Genomic DNA, 15,910 nt, shown 5'->3' on the forward strand with positions numbered 1-15,910 from the left:
ATGAATGCCATTTAGAGCCTTTTCCGCACGCAAGACTTTCGTCGCTCTGGCTGAGGTTAGAGCGGCCACCGATTGGCTTTCTTACCGTGAGCAATGACGACAATGTGGAAATGGTTACATCAATTTGCCCGACCCGAGCGGTTGTACCATGTCTGTGGCCGCTTCGTCCCCTGGCTGGGGATCGCGGGAGCGCTGTGTCTGTTGGTTGGCTGGGTGTGGGGCTTTGGCTTTGCTCCCAAGGATTATCAACAGGGTGACAGCTTCCGTATCATGTACATTCACGTCCCCGCAGCAATATGGTCGATGGGCATTTATGGCTCAATGGCGATAGCGGCGTTTATTGGCCTGGTCTGGCAGATGAAAATGTCCGATACCGTCGTGGCGGCCATGGCTCCGGTTGGTGCGGTGTTCACCTTTATTGCGCTGGTCACCGGTTCTGCCTGGGGCAAGCCGATGTGGGGTACCTGGTGGGTCTGGGATGCTCGCTTAACCTCGGAACTGGTGTTGCTGTTCCTTTATATGGGCATAATTGCGCTGTATAACGCATTCGACGATCGCCGCCTTGCCGGGCGCGCCGCCGGTATTCTGGTGCTGGTGGGGGTGATCAACCTTCCGATTATCCATTTCTCTGTTGAATGGTGGAACACCCTTCATCAGGGGTCGACCAATATGCAGCAAAGCATTGCGCCAAGCATGCGCACGCCGCTGCGTTGGGCGATCTTCGGCAATTTACTGTTCTTTATCACGCTGACGTTGATGCGCATGCGCAACCTGATCCTGATCCAGGAACGTCAACGCCCTTGGGTTGCTGAGCTGGTTAACAAGGAGCGTCAATCATGAGTGTGGCATTCAATTCCTGGCAGGCGTTCTTTGCCATGGGCGGTTATGCGTTCTACGTCTGGCTGGCGGTGGCCGCCACCTTGTTACCGCTGTTGGCGTTGCTATTTCATACCCTGTGGCAGCGCAAGCAGTTGCTGGCCGAAGTCAGCCGCCAGGAATCGCGTGAGCGGCGCATCCGTCAATCACAAAAGTCAAAACAACAAGCAGCCACACCGCAGTCTGTTAACCCGCGGGAGAAATCATTGTGAACCCACGTCGTAAAAGCCGCCTTTACCTGGCCATTGTCGTATTGATTGGCGTAGCGCTGACTGCCACCTTGCTGCTGTATGCATTGCGCTCCAATATCGACCTGTTTTATACCCCAAGTGAAATCTTGCAGGGCAAGGGCGAAAAACATGAAAAGCCAGAGATTGGTCAGCGCCTGCGTATTGGTGGCATGGTGATGCCGGGTTCGGTCAAGCGTGACCAGCAAAGCTTACAGGTAAGCTTCAAAGTGTATGACGCCAGTGGGGCGATTGAAGTGACCTATGACGGCATCTTGCCGGATCTGTTCCGTGAGGGGCAGGGCGTGGTGGCGCAAGGGGTGTTTGCTGAAGGCAATGTGGTCAATGCCCGCGAAGTGCTGGCCAAACACGATGAAAAATATACGCCACCTGAGGTTGCGGACGCCATGAAAGAAAACCATAAGGGCCCAGCGGCTAACTATGGCAACCCGCAGGACGGGGGCAATAAGTCATGATGCCGGAAGTTGGGAGTTTTCTGCTGTGTCTGGCGTTGGCGATCTCTTTGTTGCTGAGTATATATCCGCAATGGGGTGCTGCACGTCAGGATACCCGCATGATGGCGGTTGCCCGCCCGCTAACCTACGGCATGTTTGTGGCGATCACGCTGGCGTTTTTCTGCCTGGTGCACGCCTTTGTCACCAATGATTTTACGGTCGCCTACGTGGCGGCCAACTCCAATACGCACTTGCCGGTCTATTACCGAATCGCGGCTACCTGGGGGGCGCACGAAGGCTCCTTGCTGTTGTGGGTGCTGCTGCTGAGTTGCTGGTCGCTGGCGGTTGCCCTGTGCAGCCGCACCATGCCGCAGGATGCGGTTGCTCGCGTGCTTGCGGTGATGGGGATGATAACCGCCGGGTTCTTGCTGTTTATTATCATGACCTCCAACCCGTTTACCCGCACCTTGCCAAACTTCCCGATTGAGGGCAGCGATCTTAACCCGCTGCTACAGGATATCGGGCTGATCTTCCATCCACCTTTGCTGTATATGGGCTACGTCGGTTTCTCGGTAGCTTTCGCTTTCGCCATTGCCTCGCTGATGGCCGGGCGGCTTGATACCGCCTGGGCACGCTGGTCGCGCCCGTGGACCACTGCCGCCTGGGTATTCCTGACCATGGGGATCGTGCTCGGCTCTGCATGGGCCTATTACGAACTGGGTTGGGGCGGCTGGTGGTTCTGGGATCCGGTGGAAAACGCCTCCTTTATGCCGTGGTTGGCCGGGACGGCCTTGATGCACTCATTGGCGGTGACCGAAAAACGCGGCACCTTCAAAGCCTGGACGGTACTGCTGGCAATCACCGCTTTCTCATTGTGCCTGCTGGGTACCTTCCTGGTGCGTTCCGGGGTGCTGGTTTCGGTGCACTCCTTTGCCTCCGATCCGGCGCGCGGCATGTTTATCCTGGCCTATCTGGTGCTCGTCATCGGTGGTTCGCTGCTGTTGTATGCGGTGAAGGGGGCCCAGGTGCGCAGCCGCGTGCAGCACGAAACCTTCTCGCGCGAGACATTCCTGTTGGGGAATAACGTCTTGCTGATTGCAGCCATGCTGGTGGTGTTACTGGGCACCTTGCTGCCGCTGGTGCATAAACAGCTGGGGCTGGGCAGTATTTCTATCGGTGAGCCCTTCTTCAACACGATGTTTACCTGGTTGATGGCACCTATGGCGCTGCTGCTGGGCATCGGGCCTCTGGTGCGTTGGCGCCGTGACGAGCCGTCCAAACTCTGGCGCCGCCTGGGCGTGGCGTTGGTGGTCACTTTGGTGCTGTCGATTCTGCTGCCTTGGCTGATGCAAGACAGCATTGCCGGGATGACGGTCGTTGGGCTGATGATGGCTATTTGGGTGATTGTGCTGACCCTGATGGAGCTGCATGAGCGTGCCACCCATCGCCACGGCTTCTGGAGCGGCCTTAAGCAACTTTCCCGTAGCCATTGGGGCATGGTGTTGGGCCATCTTGGCGTAGCGGTGACGGTGATCGGCATCGCTTTCAGCCAGAACTACAGCGTAGAGCGCGATGTGCGCATGAAGGCTGGCGATAGCGTGGAAATTCACGATTATCGTTTCGTGTTCCGTGATGTGCATGATATCCGTGGGCCAAACTATACCGGCGGCGTTGGTATCATCGACGTTACCCGCAACGGCAAGCCGGAAGCTACGCTGCATGCGGAGAAACGCTACTATAACGTGGCACGTAGCATGATGACGGAAGCCGCCATTGACGGTGGTTTGACACGCGATCTGTACGCGGCCCTGGGCGAAGAACTGGATGATGGTTCCTGGGCGGTACGCCTTTACTACAAACCTTTTGTCCGCTGGATCTGGTATGGCGGGGTGTTTATGGCGATTGGCGGGGTGCTGTGTATTATCGACCCGCGCTACCGCATGAGCAAAAAACTCAAACGTGAAGCCAAAAAAGGGGAACAGGCATGAGCCGCAAGCTGTTATTTATCCCGCTAGTGCTGTTCCTGTTGTTGGTGGTGGCCTTGCTGGTACAACTGACGCGCAACGCCGGGGGTGAAGACCCTACCATGCTGGAGTCTGCGTTGATCGGCAAACCGGTGCCAGCCTTCAAGCTGGAATCGCTGGAGCACCCTGGTAAAACTTTCGATCAGGCAGTGCTGCATGACGGTAAACCGATATTGCTGAACGTCTGGGCGACCTGGTGCCCTACCTGCCGCGCAGAACACCAATACCTCAATACCCTGGCTGCCAAGGGGATCCGCGTGGTGGGCCTGAACTACAAAGACGATCGTGAAAAGGCAGTGCTCTGGCTGAATCAGTTGGGCAACCCTTATGCGCTGAGTCTGTATGACGGTGACGGCATGCTGGGGCTGGATCTGGGTGTCTATGGCGCGCCGGAAACCTTCCTGATCGACGGCGAGGGCATCATTCGCTACCGCCATGCCGGGGATATGAACGAGCGTGTCTGGCAGCAGGAAGTGTTACCGCTGTATCGCAAATACGGGGGGATGCATGAGGCTGATAACCTTGCTATTGGCGGCATTGCTGAGCTGGAGTGCTGCTGCGGCGATCGACACCTACCAGTTCAACTCGGTAGAGCAGGAGCAGCAATACCGTGAATTGACCGAACAGCTGCGCTGCCCGAAATGCCAGAACAACAGCATTGCCGATTCTAACGCCATCATTGCGACAGATATGCGTGCCAAGGTGTATGAATTGATGATGCAGGGGCAAGACAAGCAGCAGGTCATCGATTATATGGTGGCGCGTTATGGCAATTTTGTGACTTATGAGCCACCGGTGACGCCAGCAACCCTGATCCTGTGGATCGGGCCGCTGTTGTTTGTGCTGATTGGGGGGCGGTGGTGATATTGCGAACCCGCCGTCGCCAGGTGAGTGCCAGTAACGAACCCTTCTCCGAGCAGGAGCAACAGCGTCTTGCGGCGCTGCTGAAAGAGACTGACAGGAAGAAACCCTAATGGCTTTTTGGCTGATTATTATTGTGCTGCTGGTTGGTGCTGCCGCTCTGCTGGTGGTGCCTGCTATGCGCCAAGGCAAAGAGAGTGAAGCGGCTAGCCGGGATACGCTGAACAAGGCGTTCTATCAGGATCGCCTCAGCGAACTGGAGCAGGATGAAGAGCAGGGCGTGGTTGCAGAGCGCCCAGAGCTGGTGAAAGAGCTGCAGCAAAACCTGTTAAATGATATTCCGGGGCAACAGCAAGAGCCTGCCCGGCCAATCAACCGTTGGGCTTTGCTGCCTGGCGTGGTGGTGTTGGTGGTGGTAGCAGTAGGCTTTTATCTGAAAACTGGCGGATTGGCTCAGGTTACGGCCTGGCATCAGGTAGAATCCCAAATGCCGGAGCTGCGTGCGCGGGTGGCTAATGAACGCGCCGCGCCGCTCAGCATGGAAGAGATCGCTCGCCTGGGCTTGGGGTTACGTACCGCTTTGCAGGCTGATGACCGGAATATTAATGACTGGATGATGCTTGGCCGCGTCGGTATGGCGCTCAATAACGCCACCACGGCTACGCAGGCTTTTGCGCAGGCTTACCGCCTGGATCCGAGCAATATGGAAGTGCGTCTGGGTTATGCCGAAGTACTGACGCGCTCTGGCGATCCAGAAGATAACAAGCAGGCGACAGAAATGCTGCGCAAGATGGTGGCAGAAGATCATACCAATCTGCGGGTATTGAGCCTGTTGGCGTTTAACTCCTTCGAGCAAGGCGATTTTCAGCAGGCAATCGGTGCCTGGCAGGTGATGTTGAAACTGCTGCCCGCCGACGATCAGCGAATTGAAGTGATAAAGCGCAGTATTGAACAAGCAAAAGTTCAGGTAGGCGCAGAAACTGTTAAACTTATTGTTAATGTCACTCTGTCGCCAGAAGCGGCAAAAGCATTACCGCAACAGGGAACGCTGGTTGTTTCGGTCACCGATGGGGTAAACCCGGTGCCAATAGCGGTCAAACAATTGCCTCTGAGTCGTTTTCCACTGTCATTCACTTTGGATGACAGCAATGCCATGATGCCGGAACGCCTGCTTTCGACGCAGAAACAGGTCAAGGTTCACGTCCGGATCTCCCAGGATGGCCTGGCGACACCGCAGGCGGGGGACTGGTTTGGTGATAGCGCGTTGCAAACATTCAGCGGCAAGGAGCAGGTCAGCGTTCAGCTAGACAAACAGGTTCCCTGATAAAAAATCAATGGGTTTTCATGGAGAATGATATGAATTTTCGCCTGACAGGGCTGGCTTTCGCAACGGTGCTATTAGTGGGGTGCGCCAGCTCGTCTGGTAACGATCCACAAGGGCGTTCCGACCCTCTGGAAGGATTCAACCGGGCGATGTTTAACTTCAACTATAACGTGATGGATCCCTATGTGCTCCGTCCGGTTGCAGTTGTGTGGCGAGATTATGTCCCGACTCCTGCGCGTAATGGCCTGAGCAACTTTACTTCCAACCTGGAAGAGCCAGCCAGCATGGTGAACGAATTCCTGCGTGGTAACCCGTATCAAGGCATGATCCACTTCAACCGATTCTTCCTGAACACCCTGTTGGGGATGGGGGGATTGATCGACGTGGCTGGCATGGCGAACCCGAAACTGGCGCGTGAAGAGCCACGCCGGTTTGGTGGCACGCTGGGGAACTACGGCGTTGGCTACGGCCCGTATGTGCACTTACCGGTGTACGGCAGTTTCACCATCCGTGAAGATGGCGGTGACTGGGCAGATACCGTGTATCCGGTGTTGAGTTATCTCACCTTCTGGATGTCGGCCGGTAAGTGGGTGGTGGAAGGCGTTGAGACCCGAGCACAGTTGCTGGATTCGGACGCGTTGCTGCGTAATTCCTCCGATCCGTACCTGATGATGCGTGAAACTTACTTCCAGCGTCATGACTTCTTGGCGAAGGGGGAAGGCTCCAGGCGCCAGAAAACCCAAATGCCAAGGAAATTCAGGATGAACTGGGCGAGATCGACTCCGCCAACTGAGGCGTTTGTCTGCAAGCTCAAACAGCCTGTTCGCTGTAAAGAAATGAGGATGCCAATTGGTATCCTCATTTTTATTGCATTCTCAGGATGCCTGCTTAATCCAATGATTCACCGCAAGGGTTACTGAGGATTTTCTTGGCGGAGAATGCTAAAATCTGCGGCAAGATCCTACTTCCGCTCATTTTGGCGGGAGAGCTCGCGGTCAGGGAGCCTGCGTGTGTGGAACAGGGAACGTTGTGTACCGGGTTGCCTCACTGGCCATCATCCCCGTTTTGTTCTCTTGCTTACCCACCCCAAGGTTTCTCTGCGGTCGCGATATTTTTCGCTGTGATGCGCATGGAGACGCCATTATGGACATACTCTCTTCAGGCAATGCCCCGTTCCTGGTAGCCCTGCTGCTGTTGCTGACTATCGGCGTGCTGGAGATGCTGGCAGTGCTGCTTGGCGCTTCCCTTTCTGGCCATATCGACGCCGCTATCGACACCCACCCGGATATCACTCTCGGGGAAAACATTTTCGCCCACAGCCTGAGCTGGCTGCATATCGGGCGCCTGCCTTTTCTTGTCATCCTGGTGTTGTTTCTCGGTGGTTTTTCCCTGAGTGGCCTGGTGTTGCAGTGGCTGGCTGGCGGTGGGTTGCCGGTCTGGCTGGCAACGATCGGCGCCTTTATGATTGGTGTTTTCTGCGTGCGCTGGTGTGGCCGTGGTATCGCACGTTATCTACCGCGTGATGAAAGTAACGCCGTCTCTACGGACAGTTTTGTTGGCCGGATGGCAACTATGACCGGCGCGACGGCCAAGGCCGGTTCCCCGGCGGAGGCCCGGCTGGCAGACCAGCACGGGCGCAGCCATTACATCCTGATCGAGCCGGATGAAGCGGGCGTCAGTTTCACACGTGGGGAAAAAGTGCTGGTCACGGCACGCATCTCCGGCTCTCGCTTTAGCGGCAGCACCAACCCTTGGCCGGATCTGCTGTGACAATCGGTGTTTAACGGAATTATTTTGACAACTCTATGGAGAGGTAAGCTGCGTGATAATTAATGATGGTCTTACGTTTTGGGGTTCGATTGCCGGTGGCGCTCTGCTGGTTTTACTGGTTATTGGGCTGATTTTCTCACGCCTGTATCGGCGTGCTTCTGCGGAGCAATCCCTGGTGCGTACCGGCCTGGGGGGCCTCAAGGTGGTTTTGAGCGGTGGCGCTATTTCCCTGCCGGTGTTTCATGAGATTGTGCCAATCAACATGAAGACCCTGAAGCTGGAAGTCAGCCGGGCCATGCAAGACAGCCTGATCACCAAAGACCGTATGCGTGTGGACGTAGTCGTGGCGTTCTTTGTCCGCGTGCAGCCGACCATTGAGGGCATCTCCACCGCAGCACAGACTCTGGGCCAGCGCACGATGTCGCCGGAAGACCTGCGCCAACTGGTCGAGGACAAATTCGTTGATGCTCTGCGTTCCACTGCTGCGCAGATGACTATGCAGGATCTGCAGGACACGCGCGAAAACTTTGTGCAGGGCGTGCAGAGCACGGTAGCTGAGGATTTGGCTAAAAACGGCCTGGAGTTGGAAAGCGTGTCGCTGACTAACTTCAACCAGACCTCGAAAGAGTATTTCGATCCCAATAACGCCTTCGATGCGGAAGGTTTGACCAAGCTGACGCAGGAAACCGAACGCCGTCGCCGTGAACGTAACGAGGTGGAACAGGACGTGGAAGTGGCGGTTCGTGAGAAGAACCGTGATGCGCTGTCACGTAAGCTGGAGATCGAGCAGCAGGAAGCCTTTATGTCGCTGGATCAGGAGCAGCAGGTAAAAACCCGCAGCGCCGAACAGAGCTCCAGAATTGCCACGTTCGAAGCGGAACGTCGCCGTGAGGCCGAGCAGAGCCGTATCTCCGCCGATCGCCAGATCGAAGAGTCGGAAATCGAGCGCGAGCAGGCGGTTCGTACCCGTAAGGTTGAGGCGGATCGTGAAATTCGCGTCAAAGAGATCGAGCAAAGTAAAGTCACTGAAATGGCGGCTATCGAGCAGAAGAAAGTGACGGAGATCGCCGAGCAGGATAAGGCCATCGCCATCGCCGCCAAGTCCGAACAGCAGTCTCAGGCTCAGGCACGCGCCAACGATGCGTTGACGGAAGCGGTAAAAGCAGAGCAAAACGTAGAAACCACCCGCCAGACCGCTGAGGCCGATCGTGCCAAACAGGTTGCCCTGATCGAAGCCCGCCAAGGGGCGGAAACCGAAGCGATGCAGTTGACGCTAAAAGCCCGTGCAGAAAAAGAAGCCGCCGAAATGCAAGCTGCTGCCATCATTGAGCTGGCAGAGGCGACGCGCAAGAAAGGCCTTGCCGAGGCGGAAGCCCAACGCGCGTTTAACGACGCGGTTAACATGCTCTCCAGCGATCAGACCAGCCTGAAGTTCAAGCTGGCGCTGTTGCAGGCACTGCCGGCAATCATTGAGAAATCAGTTGAACCGATGAAGGCTATCGACGGCATCAAGATTGTGCAGGTTGACGGGTTGAATCGCTCAGTTGGCGGCGCGGGTGCTACGCTGGCATCTTCAGCGGGTAACGGCAATCTGGCAGAGCAGGCGTTATCCGCTGCGCTCTCTTACCGCACACACGCACCGATTATTGATTCCCTGCTGCAAGAAATCGGTATTAATGGCAGCTCCCTGCAAGCGCTGACTGCCGCTTTGCCCCAGGTGCAACCTGTTGCCGCTGTGTCGGTGCCAGAAGAAAACGTGGAGAAAATAACTGAGTCATTTGAACCCTCGGTGGAGCACGGCATCACAACGGTAAATCTTGCCTGATTTGCAGATAGAGTCAGGTTGCAGAAATTTGAGGCCCATGATGTTTCATGGGCCTTTTATGTTGCTATCGTTTCACGGTAAGTTTTTAGGTAACGGGTTGTTTTAACAGATTTAAGCACGTTATTTTTTGAGCCTGCCCGTTATAGTGTGTAACGGTCCGCCTATTAAAGGTGACCGTTTAGAGGGGCACTGCACTCGATAACAGAACGGCCCATCGCCAACCGCAGTTCCGGATCGCCCGATAAATCACTTCTCGCATTGAGTCGCCTGTCGGAACACGCTGTTGAGCGATTCGAAGATAGTATTATTGTGGTTATTTCAATGGGTTATAACGCGGCTAGCCAATGATTTATAGGGTTTCCGTTCTTTTATACCGCTGGTTTATTATGGGTAGCTGGCCGTGATCCTGATAATAAAACTATGTCCGGGGCTGTACTCATCCCATAAAAAAAGCGCCTCGGAAGGCGCTTTTCTGCATTCAGGAAAAGTAATCAGAACTTGTAGTTGAAGCCAGCGCCATACAACCAGGCTTTACCTTCAGATTGGAAAGTGTATGGGCCTTCGTTAATCGTCACCTTCTGACCGTGCATGTAGGAAATACCTACGTCAACAGAAGCATCTTTGTTGAAGGCGTAAGTCGCCCCTGCGCTCAGCCAGGTACGGTCCTGATCCGGGATTGAGATCGAACGGTTTTCTGCTGGTACTGGGCTGTCATCGAAGGCGATACCGCCACGGAAGGTCCAGTTATCGTCGTAGAAGTAGGTGGTACCTAACGCGATACGGTAAGCGTCACGGAAGCCTTCATGCTTCTGGAACAGCGTATTGCCATTGTTGTCAGTTGCTCTCAGCTCTTGGAACTGGCTCCAACTGGTGTAGGCCATGCTGTAGTGGATAGCCCACTGTGGCGCCACTTTGTTGTAACCGGAGATCTCCCACATTTCTGGCAGATTCAGCGTCAGAGCCCCTGGGACGGTATTACCATCGGTACCGGTTGGCAGGCCAAACTGACCAAGAAGGCCGTTGTAAGCGGAAGGCAGGCTGCTGCGGTAATCACCTTCAAAATCAATTTTGATTTCTGAACGATAGGTTAAGCCGTAACGGTTATTATCATCCACTTGATACAGGATACCCGCGTTCCAGCCATAGCCCCATTCGTTGCCCTCTAGGTGGGAAATCTGAGTATCTGATGGCATTGCAGCAATTGCTGCGGCTTGCTGGGGCGTTAATTTCCCTGTCTGGCTCCCTTGTTTTGCCAGTATTAATGGCAAGTCACCAGCGTAGCGCTCAATTTTGGCTTTGGCATAAACCGCATCGAACCCCAGACCGAAGCTGAAGTGCTGGTTTAAACGGTAAGCAGCACTCAGGTTGAGGTTGGCGGTGGTGAGGTCAGTAGTGCCGCCAACAGAGCCTGCCGGGTAGCTGTTACTGTATTCAGTAGCCAGACCGTAGTTGCTGGTCACAGAAGCACCAATCGCCCACTGGTCATTCAGCGGCTGGATATAGTGCAGGTTCGGTACCCAGGCCGTTGGCGCGATATTTTTCGCATTCAGGCTCTGGCCCGTAGGTGACGTGCCGCTGATATCAACATCAGGGTCGATAAATACAGCGCCAGCTGTCAAAGAAGGGCGGTCAAACATCATCATGGTCGCTGGGTTACGACTGCCTGAGGCCGCGGTATCCGCCATTGCGCCTTCGCCAGAATAGGCTCGCCCTAAACCCACTGCCGAGAACTCGTTCAGCTGGAATCCTGCGGCGTACACGTTTGAAGAAATAATTGCCACTGCAGCTGCGAGAGCTGATTTAGTGAATAGGTTTTTCTGGCTCATGACCAAAACCTCATTTTATGTGTTTATTATTTAAACAATGTTACATAACGTAACATGGAGCGCGCGATTGTAGGGTCCGTTATCATTCTGACAAATCAGACCAGTGGCTGAATTATAGGTCTGACCTGTTAAAATGTTGCAAGTTTGTTTTTGATATATTTCTAAATTGATATCAAAAAGGAGATCTGCATAACAAAAACCTACTGGTTAATAACAAAATTCTTACTGTTCATTAGCAGGTGACGATTTTTAACTGTGATATCCATCACTTAAAACGCCTACAGAAAGTATGGCTAGTGCTTGGCAAGTTCGGAGAGTAAAATAAGCAAAGAATTTTGTTTATTTGCGCCAGATCATAAATGGCTATTTGGGCGAGCTTAATCGCGGCCCGTGAGGAGACTTCAATTATGTCAGATGCAATTAATAAGTGCAGCGCTCAAGAAACTGCTGTTTGCTGCTGTGTGGATGTCGGCACCGTGATGGATAACACCGACTGCACCGCTTCCTACAGCCAGGTATTTGCAAATCAGCAGGATGCAGAGCAAACCTTGGCGGCCCTGTCTGAAAAAGCGCGGAGCGTGGAATCTGATCCTTGTGACATCAGCAGTAGCATTAAACCGGTTGACGGTGGCGTGCAACTGGATATCGATTTCACTTTTGCCTGCCAGGCAGAAACGATGATCTTCCAGCTCGGCCTGCGTTAATCCCAATTCAAACCTGCGCGGTTATCGCTGCGCAGGTTTATACCCGTCATACTTCAAACCGCCTCTTTGTTGGTTGTCCCTCTCACCCGTTGAGTCAACGCATCGGGGATCGTGCGGTTGCCGCCTTGATGCAACGCGAATTATTTTGGTCATATTGCCTCGCCCGAAAGTTGCTCCTGCTCTCAGTTTTCACTTCTGCTGGTTTGCCAAATGTAAACATTTGGTTAACAATGACCTCGTCAGGTCAGACCTCTTTTTGTCCGTTGTAATAACAGCTTCTCTTCAGGAGTGTTTATGAGTAAGGCATTACCGCTGGTTACCCGTCTTGGTGACCGTATCGCCATTGTCCAGGGGTTACGTACACCTTTCGCCAAACAGGCGACCGCTTATCACGGCATTCCTGCAGTCGAACTGGGCAAGTTTGCGGTGAGTGAATTGCTGGCCCGCAGTGGCATCGATCCGGCTTTAATCGAACAACTGGTTTTTGGCCAGGTGGTTCAGATGCCCGAAGCGCCCAATATTGCCCGGGAGATTGTGCTGGGTACCGGCATGAGTGTGCATACCGATGCCTATAGCGTTTCCCGCGCCTGCGCTACCAGTTTTCAGGCGATCGCCAACGTGGCGGAAAGCATCCTGGCTGGCAGTATCAGCGTCGGCATTGCCGGTGGCGCGGACTCTTCTTCCGTGCTGCCAATCGGTGTGAGCAAGGCATTGGCTCGTACGCTGGTGGATGTGAACAAGGCTCGTACATTGCCACAGCGCCTGAAGCTGTTCAGCAGGCTGAAATTGCGCGATTTGATGCCAGTGCCTCCGGCCGTAGCGGAATACTCTACCGGGTTACGCATGGGGGACACCGCCGAGCAGATGGCTAAAACCCACGGTATTACCCGCGAACAACAGGATGCGCTGGCGCACCGTTCCCACCAGTTGGCAGCCAAAGCCTGGGAACAGGGCTTGCTGCACGACGAAGTGATGACCGCCTATGTGCCGCCGTATAAAACGCCTGTCTCTGCAGACAACAACGTCCGTAAAGACTCCAGCCTGGAGTCCTATGCCCGGCTGAAACCTGCTTTTGATCGCAAGCATGGCAGCGTTACCGCCGCCAATAGCACACCGTTGACCGACGGCGCGGCCGCCGTGCTGATGATGAGCGAATCGCGTGCTAAAGCGCTGGGCCTGGAGCCGCTGGGTTACCTGCGCAGCTTTGCCTTTGCCGCCATTGATGTCTGGGAGGATATGCTGCTTGGCCCTGCCTATGCCACTCCGCTGGCGCTGGATCGCGCAGGTATCACTCTGGCCGATCTTACCTTGATTGATATGCACGAAGCCTTTGCGGCACAAACGCTGGCCAACCTGAAAATGTTTGCCAGCACTGAATTTGCCCAACAGAAACTGGGCCGTTCGCAGGCGATTGGTGAAGTCGATATGGAAAAATTCAACGTGTTGGGGGGCTCGATTGCTTACGGCCATCCGTTCGCCGCTACCGGAGCGCGTATGATCATCCAGACGCTGCATGAGCTTAAGCGGCGCGGCGGTGGCCTTGGGCTGACCACGGCTTGTGCTGCCGGCGGATTGGGCGCGGCGATGATCGTGGAGGTGGATAATGAGCTTTGAGAACGCATTACATGAGCAACGTGCCAAACCTTCCGCATTTCATCTGGAGCTTCGCCCGGACAATATTGGTGTTATCACCATCGACGTGCCGGGGGAGAAGGTCAACACGCTGAAGGCCGAGTTTATCGAGCAGATCAACGACGTTCTGCTGAAGGCGCAGCAACTCACCACCCTGGAAGGCCTGGTGATCCTCTCCGGCAAGCCCGATTCTTTTATTGCCGGGGCAGATATCACCATGATTGCTGCCTGCAAAAGTGCCAAAGAGGCCGAGACGCTGGCGAAGAAAGGGCAGAGTACCCTGGCGCAGATTGCCGCTTTCCCTGTGCCTGTGGTGGCGGCTATTCACGGTGCTTGCCTGGGGGGCGGGTTGGAATTGGCGCTGGCGTGCCATAGCCGCGTCTGTTCACTGGATGATAAAACGGCGCTTGGCCTGCCGGAAGTGCAGCTCGGTTTGCTGCCAGGCTCTGGCGGAACCCAGCGTTTGCCACGCTTGATAGGCGCCAGCAAAGCGCTGGATATGATCCTGACAGGTCGGCATATTCGCGCCCGTCAGGCTTTGCGAATGGGGTTGGTGGACGATGCCGTTCCGCAATCCATTCTGCTGCAAACCGCCATTGAGCGGGTTAAGCAAGGCTGGAAATCGCGCCGTACGCTGCCGTGGCAGGAGCGCCTGCTCAACGGCCCGTTGGGCAGAAGCCTGCTGTTCAGCATCGTACGCAAGAAAACCCTGGAGAAAACCCACGGCAACTATCCGGCTGCGGAGCGCATCATTCAGGTAGTGCGCACCGGGCTGGATCAAGGGAGTGGCAGTGGTTATGAAGCTGAAGCCCGCGCTTTTGGTGAGTTAGCGATGTCACCCCAGTCTGGGGCATTACGTAGCCTGTTCTTTGCTTCAACTGCTTTGAAGAAAGAGCGCGGAGGGGATGCCCCGCCGCGCGAACTGCGCCGGGTGGGTGTTCTTGGCGGTGGGCTGATGGGCGGCGGTATCGCTTGTGTTACTGCTACCCGCGGCGGGTTGCCGGTGCGGATAAAAGATGTCAATGAGCAGGGTATCAACCATGCGCTGAAATACACCTGGGATCTGCTGGGCAAGCGGGTACGCAGCAAGCGTATGCGCCCAGCAGAGCGCCAAAAGCAAATGATGCTGATCTCCGGCTCAACCGATTACAGCGGTTTTGAGCGCGTAGATATCGTGGTTGAAGCGGTATTCGAAGAGATTACGCTCAAGCAGCAGATGGTGGCGGATATTGAGCAATATGCCGCGCCGCATACCGTGTTTGCCTCCAACACCTCATCGTTGCCGATCGGCCAGATTGCGGCCAAAGCGGCGCGGCCGCAGCAGGTGATCGGCCTGCATTATTTTAGCCCGGTGGATAAAATGCCGTTGGTGGAAGTGATCCCGCATGCTACCACCAGTGAGGAAACCATCGCTACCACCGTTGCCTTGGCGCATAAGCAGGGCAAGACGGCGATAGTGGTGGCCGACCGCGCCGGTTTTTATGTTAACCGCATTCTTGCTCCTTATATTAATGAGGCAGCGCGCTGCCTGCTGGAAGGGGAACCGATCGAATCGCTGGATAAGGCGTTGGTTGATTTTGGTTTCCCGGTCGGCCCGATCATGCTGCTGGATGAGGTGGGGATCGACGTTGGTACCAAGATTATCCCGATCCTGACGGCGGAGTTGGGGCCGCGTTTTGCCGCCCCGGCAGCCTTCGACGCGGTGCTGAACGATGGCCGTAAAGGGCGCAAGAATGGCCGTGGTTTCTACCTGTACCCGGCAGAAGGCAAATCACGGCAGAAGCGCAAAAATGCGGACAGCAGTATTTATCCATTGCTGGGCATTACCGCCAAAGCGCATCTCCAACCGGCGGTAATAACCCAACGTTGCGTGATGATGATGCTCAATGAGGCGGCTCGTTGCCTGGATGAAGGTGTGATCCGCAGTGCGCGTGATGGGGATATCGGCGCGGTGTTTGGCATCGGCTTCCCGCCGTTCCTCGGTGGCCCATTCCGTTATATGGATGAGCTTGGCGCAGAGAAAGTGGTGAAAACCCTGCAATATCTGCAACAGCAATATGGTGAAAATTTCGCCCCCTGTGAACGCTTGCTGCGTATGGCTCAGCAAGGGGAACGCTTCTATCCGCAGGGCAGTTAGCCAGCATGGCGGCCCGGTTTACGCTACAGTTTGATCAGGGCCGCATTGTGATCGCCATCACTCCTTGCAATAAGGGCAATCCTGGAGTCTGTACAGGAAGGTAGGTGAGGGGTAACGTAGCGAATTGGCAGTGCTACCAAAAATTTCGTGGCAATCTGGTTAAAGTTTAACCCATTGAATCGATTGTTATGTAAGCGATGGATTTGTGTCAGGGCGCAGCTGATGTAAAAAACAGCGTTTTCTTTACGC

General features: G+C 55.0%; 11 protein-coding genes and 3 pseudogenes. 13 read left to right on the forward strand and 1 reads right to left on the reverse strand.

The genetic code is table 11. The features are described from left to right. The first annotated feature begins 102 nt into the window (after positions 1-102). From ACQ86O_RS13355 to ACQ86O_RS13400, 10 genes and pseudogenes are all read left to right on the forward strand, one after another. Complete coding sequence (locus tag ACQ86O_RS13355; protein WP_431225587.1) at positions 103-840, forward strand: heme ABC transporter permease; 738 nt, start codon at positions 103-105, stop codon at positions 838-840. Further along, positions 837-1,088 (forward strand): heme exporter protein CcmD, encoded by a 252-nt coding sequence (ccmD, locus tag ACQ86O_RS13360; RefSeq protein WP_431225588.1) that lies wholly within the window; start codon positions 837-839, stop codon positions 1,086-1,088. Before ACQ86O_RS13355 ends, ccmD begins: the two co-directional genes overlap by 4 nt. Beyond that, complete coding sequence (ccmE, locus tag ACQ86O_RS13365; RefSeq protein ID WP_431225589.1) at positions 1,085-1,579, forward strand: cytochrome c maturation protein CcmE; 495 nt, start codon at positions 1,085-1,087, stop codon at positions 1,577-1,579. Before ccmD ends, ccmE begins: the two co-directional genes overlap by 4 nt. Continuing rightward, entirely contained in the window at positions 1,576-3,546 is a 1,971-nt protein-coding gene (locus tag ACQ86O_RS13370; RefSeq protein WP_431225590.1) for a heme lyase CcmF/NrfE family subunit, read from the forward strand. Before ccmE ends, ACQ86O_RS13370 begins: the two co-directional genes overlap by 4 nt. Continuing rightward, positions 3,543-4,085 (forward strand): annotated as a pseudogene (locus ACQ86O_RS13375) (DsbE family thiol:disulfide interchange protein); the annotation flags it as partial. The gene ACQ86O_RS13370 and the pseudogene ACQ86O_RS13375, both read left to right, overlap by 4 nt. 4 nt (positions 4,086-4,089) lie before the next feature. Continuing rightward, positions 4,090-4,556: pseudogene (locus ACQ86O_RS13380) on the forward strand (cytochrome c-type biogenesis protein). Then, the gene (gene ccmI / locus ACQ86O_RS13385; protein ID WP_431225591.1) at positions 4,556-5,767 is read left to right on the forward strand and encodes a c-type cytochrome biogenesis protein CcmI; all 1,212 of its coding nucleotides are present in this window, start codon (positions 4,556-4,558) and stop codon (positions 5,765-5,767) included. The pseudogene ACQ86O_RS13380 and the gene ccmI overlap by 1 nt, the downstream one beginning before the upstream one ends. Positions 5,768-5,799: 32 nt before the next feature. Continuing rightward, positions 5,800-6,560, forward strand: a pseudogene (gene mlaA / locus ACQ86O_RS13390) (phospholipid-binding lipoprotein MlaA). Positions 6,561-6,910: 350 nt separating this feature from the next. Further along, positions 6,911-7,537, forward strand: coding sequence for a YqiJ family protein (locus ACQ86O_RS13395; RefSeq protein ID WP_431225592.1), 627 nt, complete (start codon positions 6,911-6,913; stop codon positions 7,535-7,537). A gap of 52 nt (positions 7,538-7,589) precedes the next feature. After that, a complete protein-coding gene (locus ACQ86O_RS13400; RefSeq protein WP_431225593.1) occupies positions 7,590-9,362 on the forward strand; it encodes a flotillin family protein in 1,773 nt (590 codons plus the stop codon). A gap of 491 nt (positions 9,363-9,853) precedes the next feature. Here the strand turns inward: ACQ86O_RS13400 and fadL are convergent, their stop codons facing one another. Beyond that, entirely contained in the window at positions 9,854-11,188 is a 1,335-nt protein-coding gene (fadL, locus tag ACQ86O_RS13405) for a long-chain fatty acid transporter FadL (protein WP_431225594.1), read from the reverse strand. A gap of 407 nt (positions 11,189-11,595) precedes the next feature. Here fadL and ACQ86O_RS13410 point away from each other — a divergent pair, with 407 nt between their 5' ends. From ACQ86O_RS13410 to fadJ, 3 genes are all read left to right on the forward strand, one after another. Beyond that, positions 11,596-11,892 (forward strand): YfcZ/YiiS family protein, encoded by a 297-nt coding sequence (locus ACQ86O_RS13410; RefSeq protein WP_431225595.1) that lies wholly within the window; start codon positions 11,596-11,598, stop codon positions 11,890-11,892. Positions 11,893-12,186: 294 nt separating this feature from the next. Then, on the forward strand, positions 12,187-13,506 hold the full coding sequence (gene fadI / locus ACQ86O_RS13415) for an acetyl-CoA C-acyltransferase FadI (protein WP_431225596.1): 1,320 nt from the start codon (positions 12,187-12,189) through the stop codon (positions 13,504-13,506). Next, on the forward strand, positions 13,496-15,661 hold the full coding sequence (gene fadJ / locus ACQ86O_RS13420; RefSeq protein WP_431225597.1) for a fatty acid oxidation complex subunit alpha FadJ: 2,166 nt from the start codon (positions 13,496-13,498) through the stop codon (positions 15,659-15,661). Before fadI ends, fadJ begins: the two co-directional genes overlap by 11 nt. The last annotated feature ends 249 nt before the right edge of the window (positions 15,662-15,910 follow it).

Source organism: Serratia sp. L9, assembly GCF_050632285.1.
In the GTDB taxonomy this organism is placed as follows: Bacteria; Pseudomonadota; Gammaproteobacteria; order Enterobacterales; family Enterobacteriaceae; genus Chania.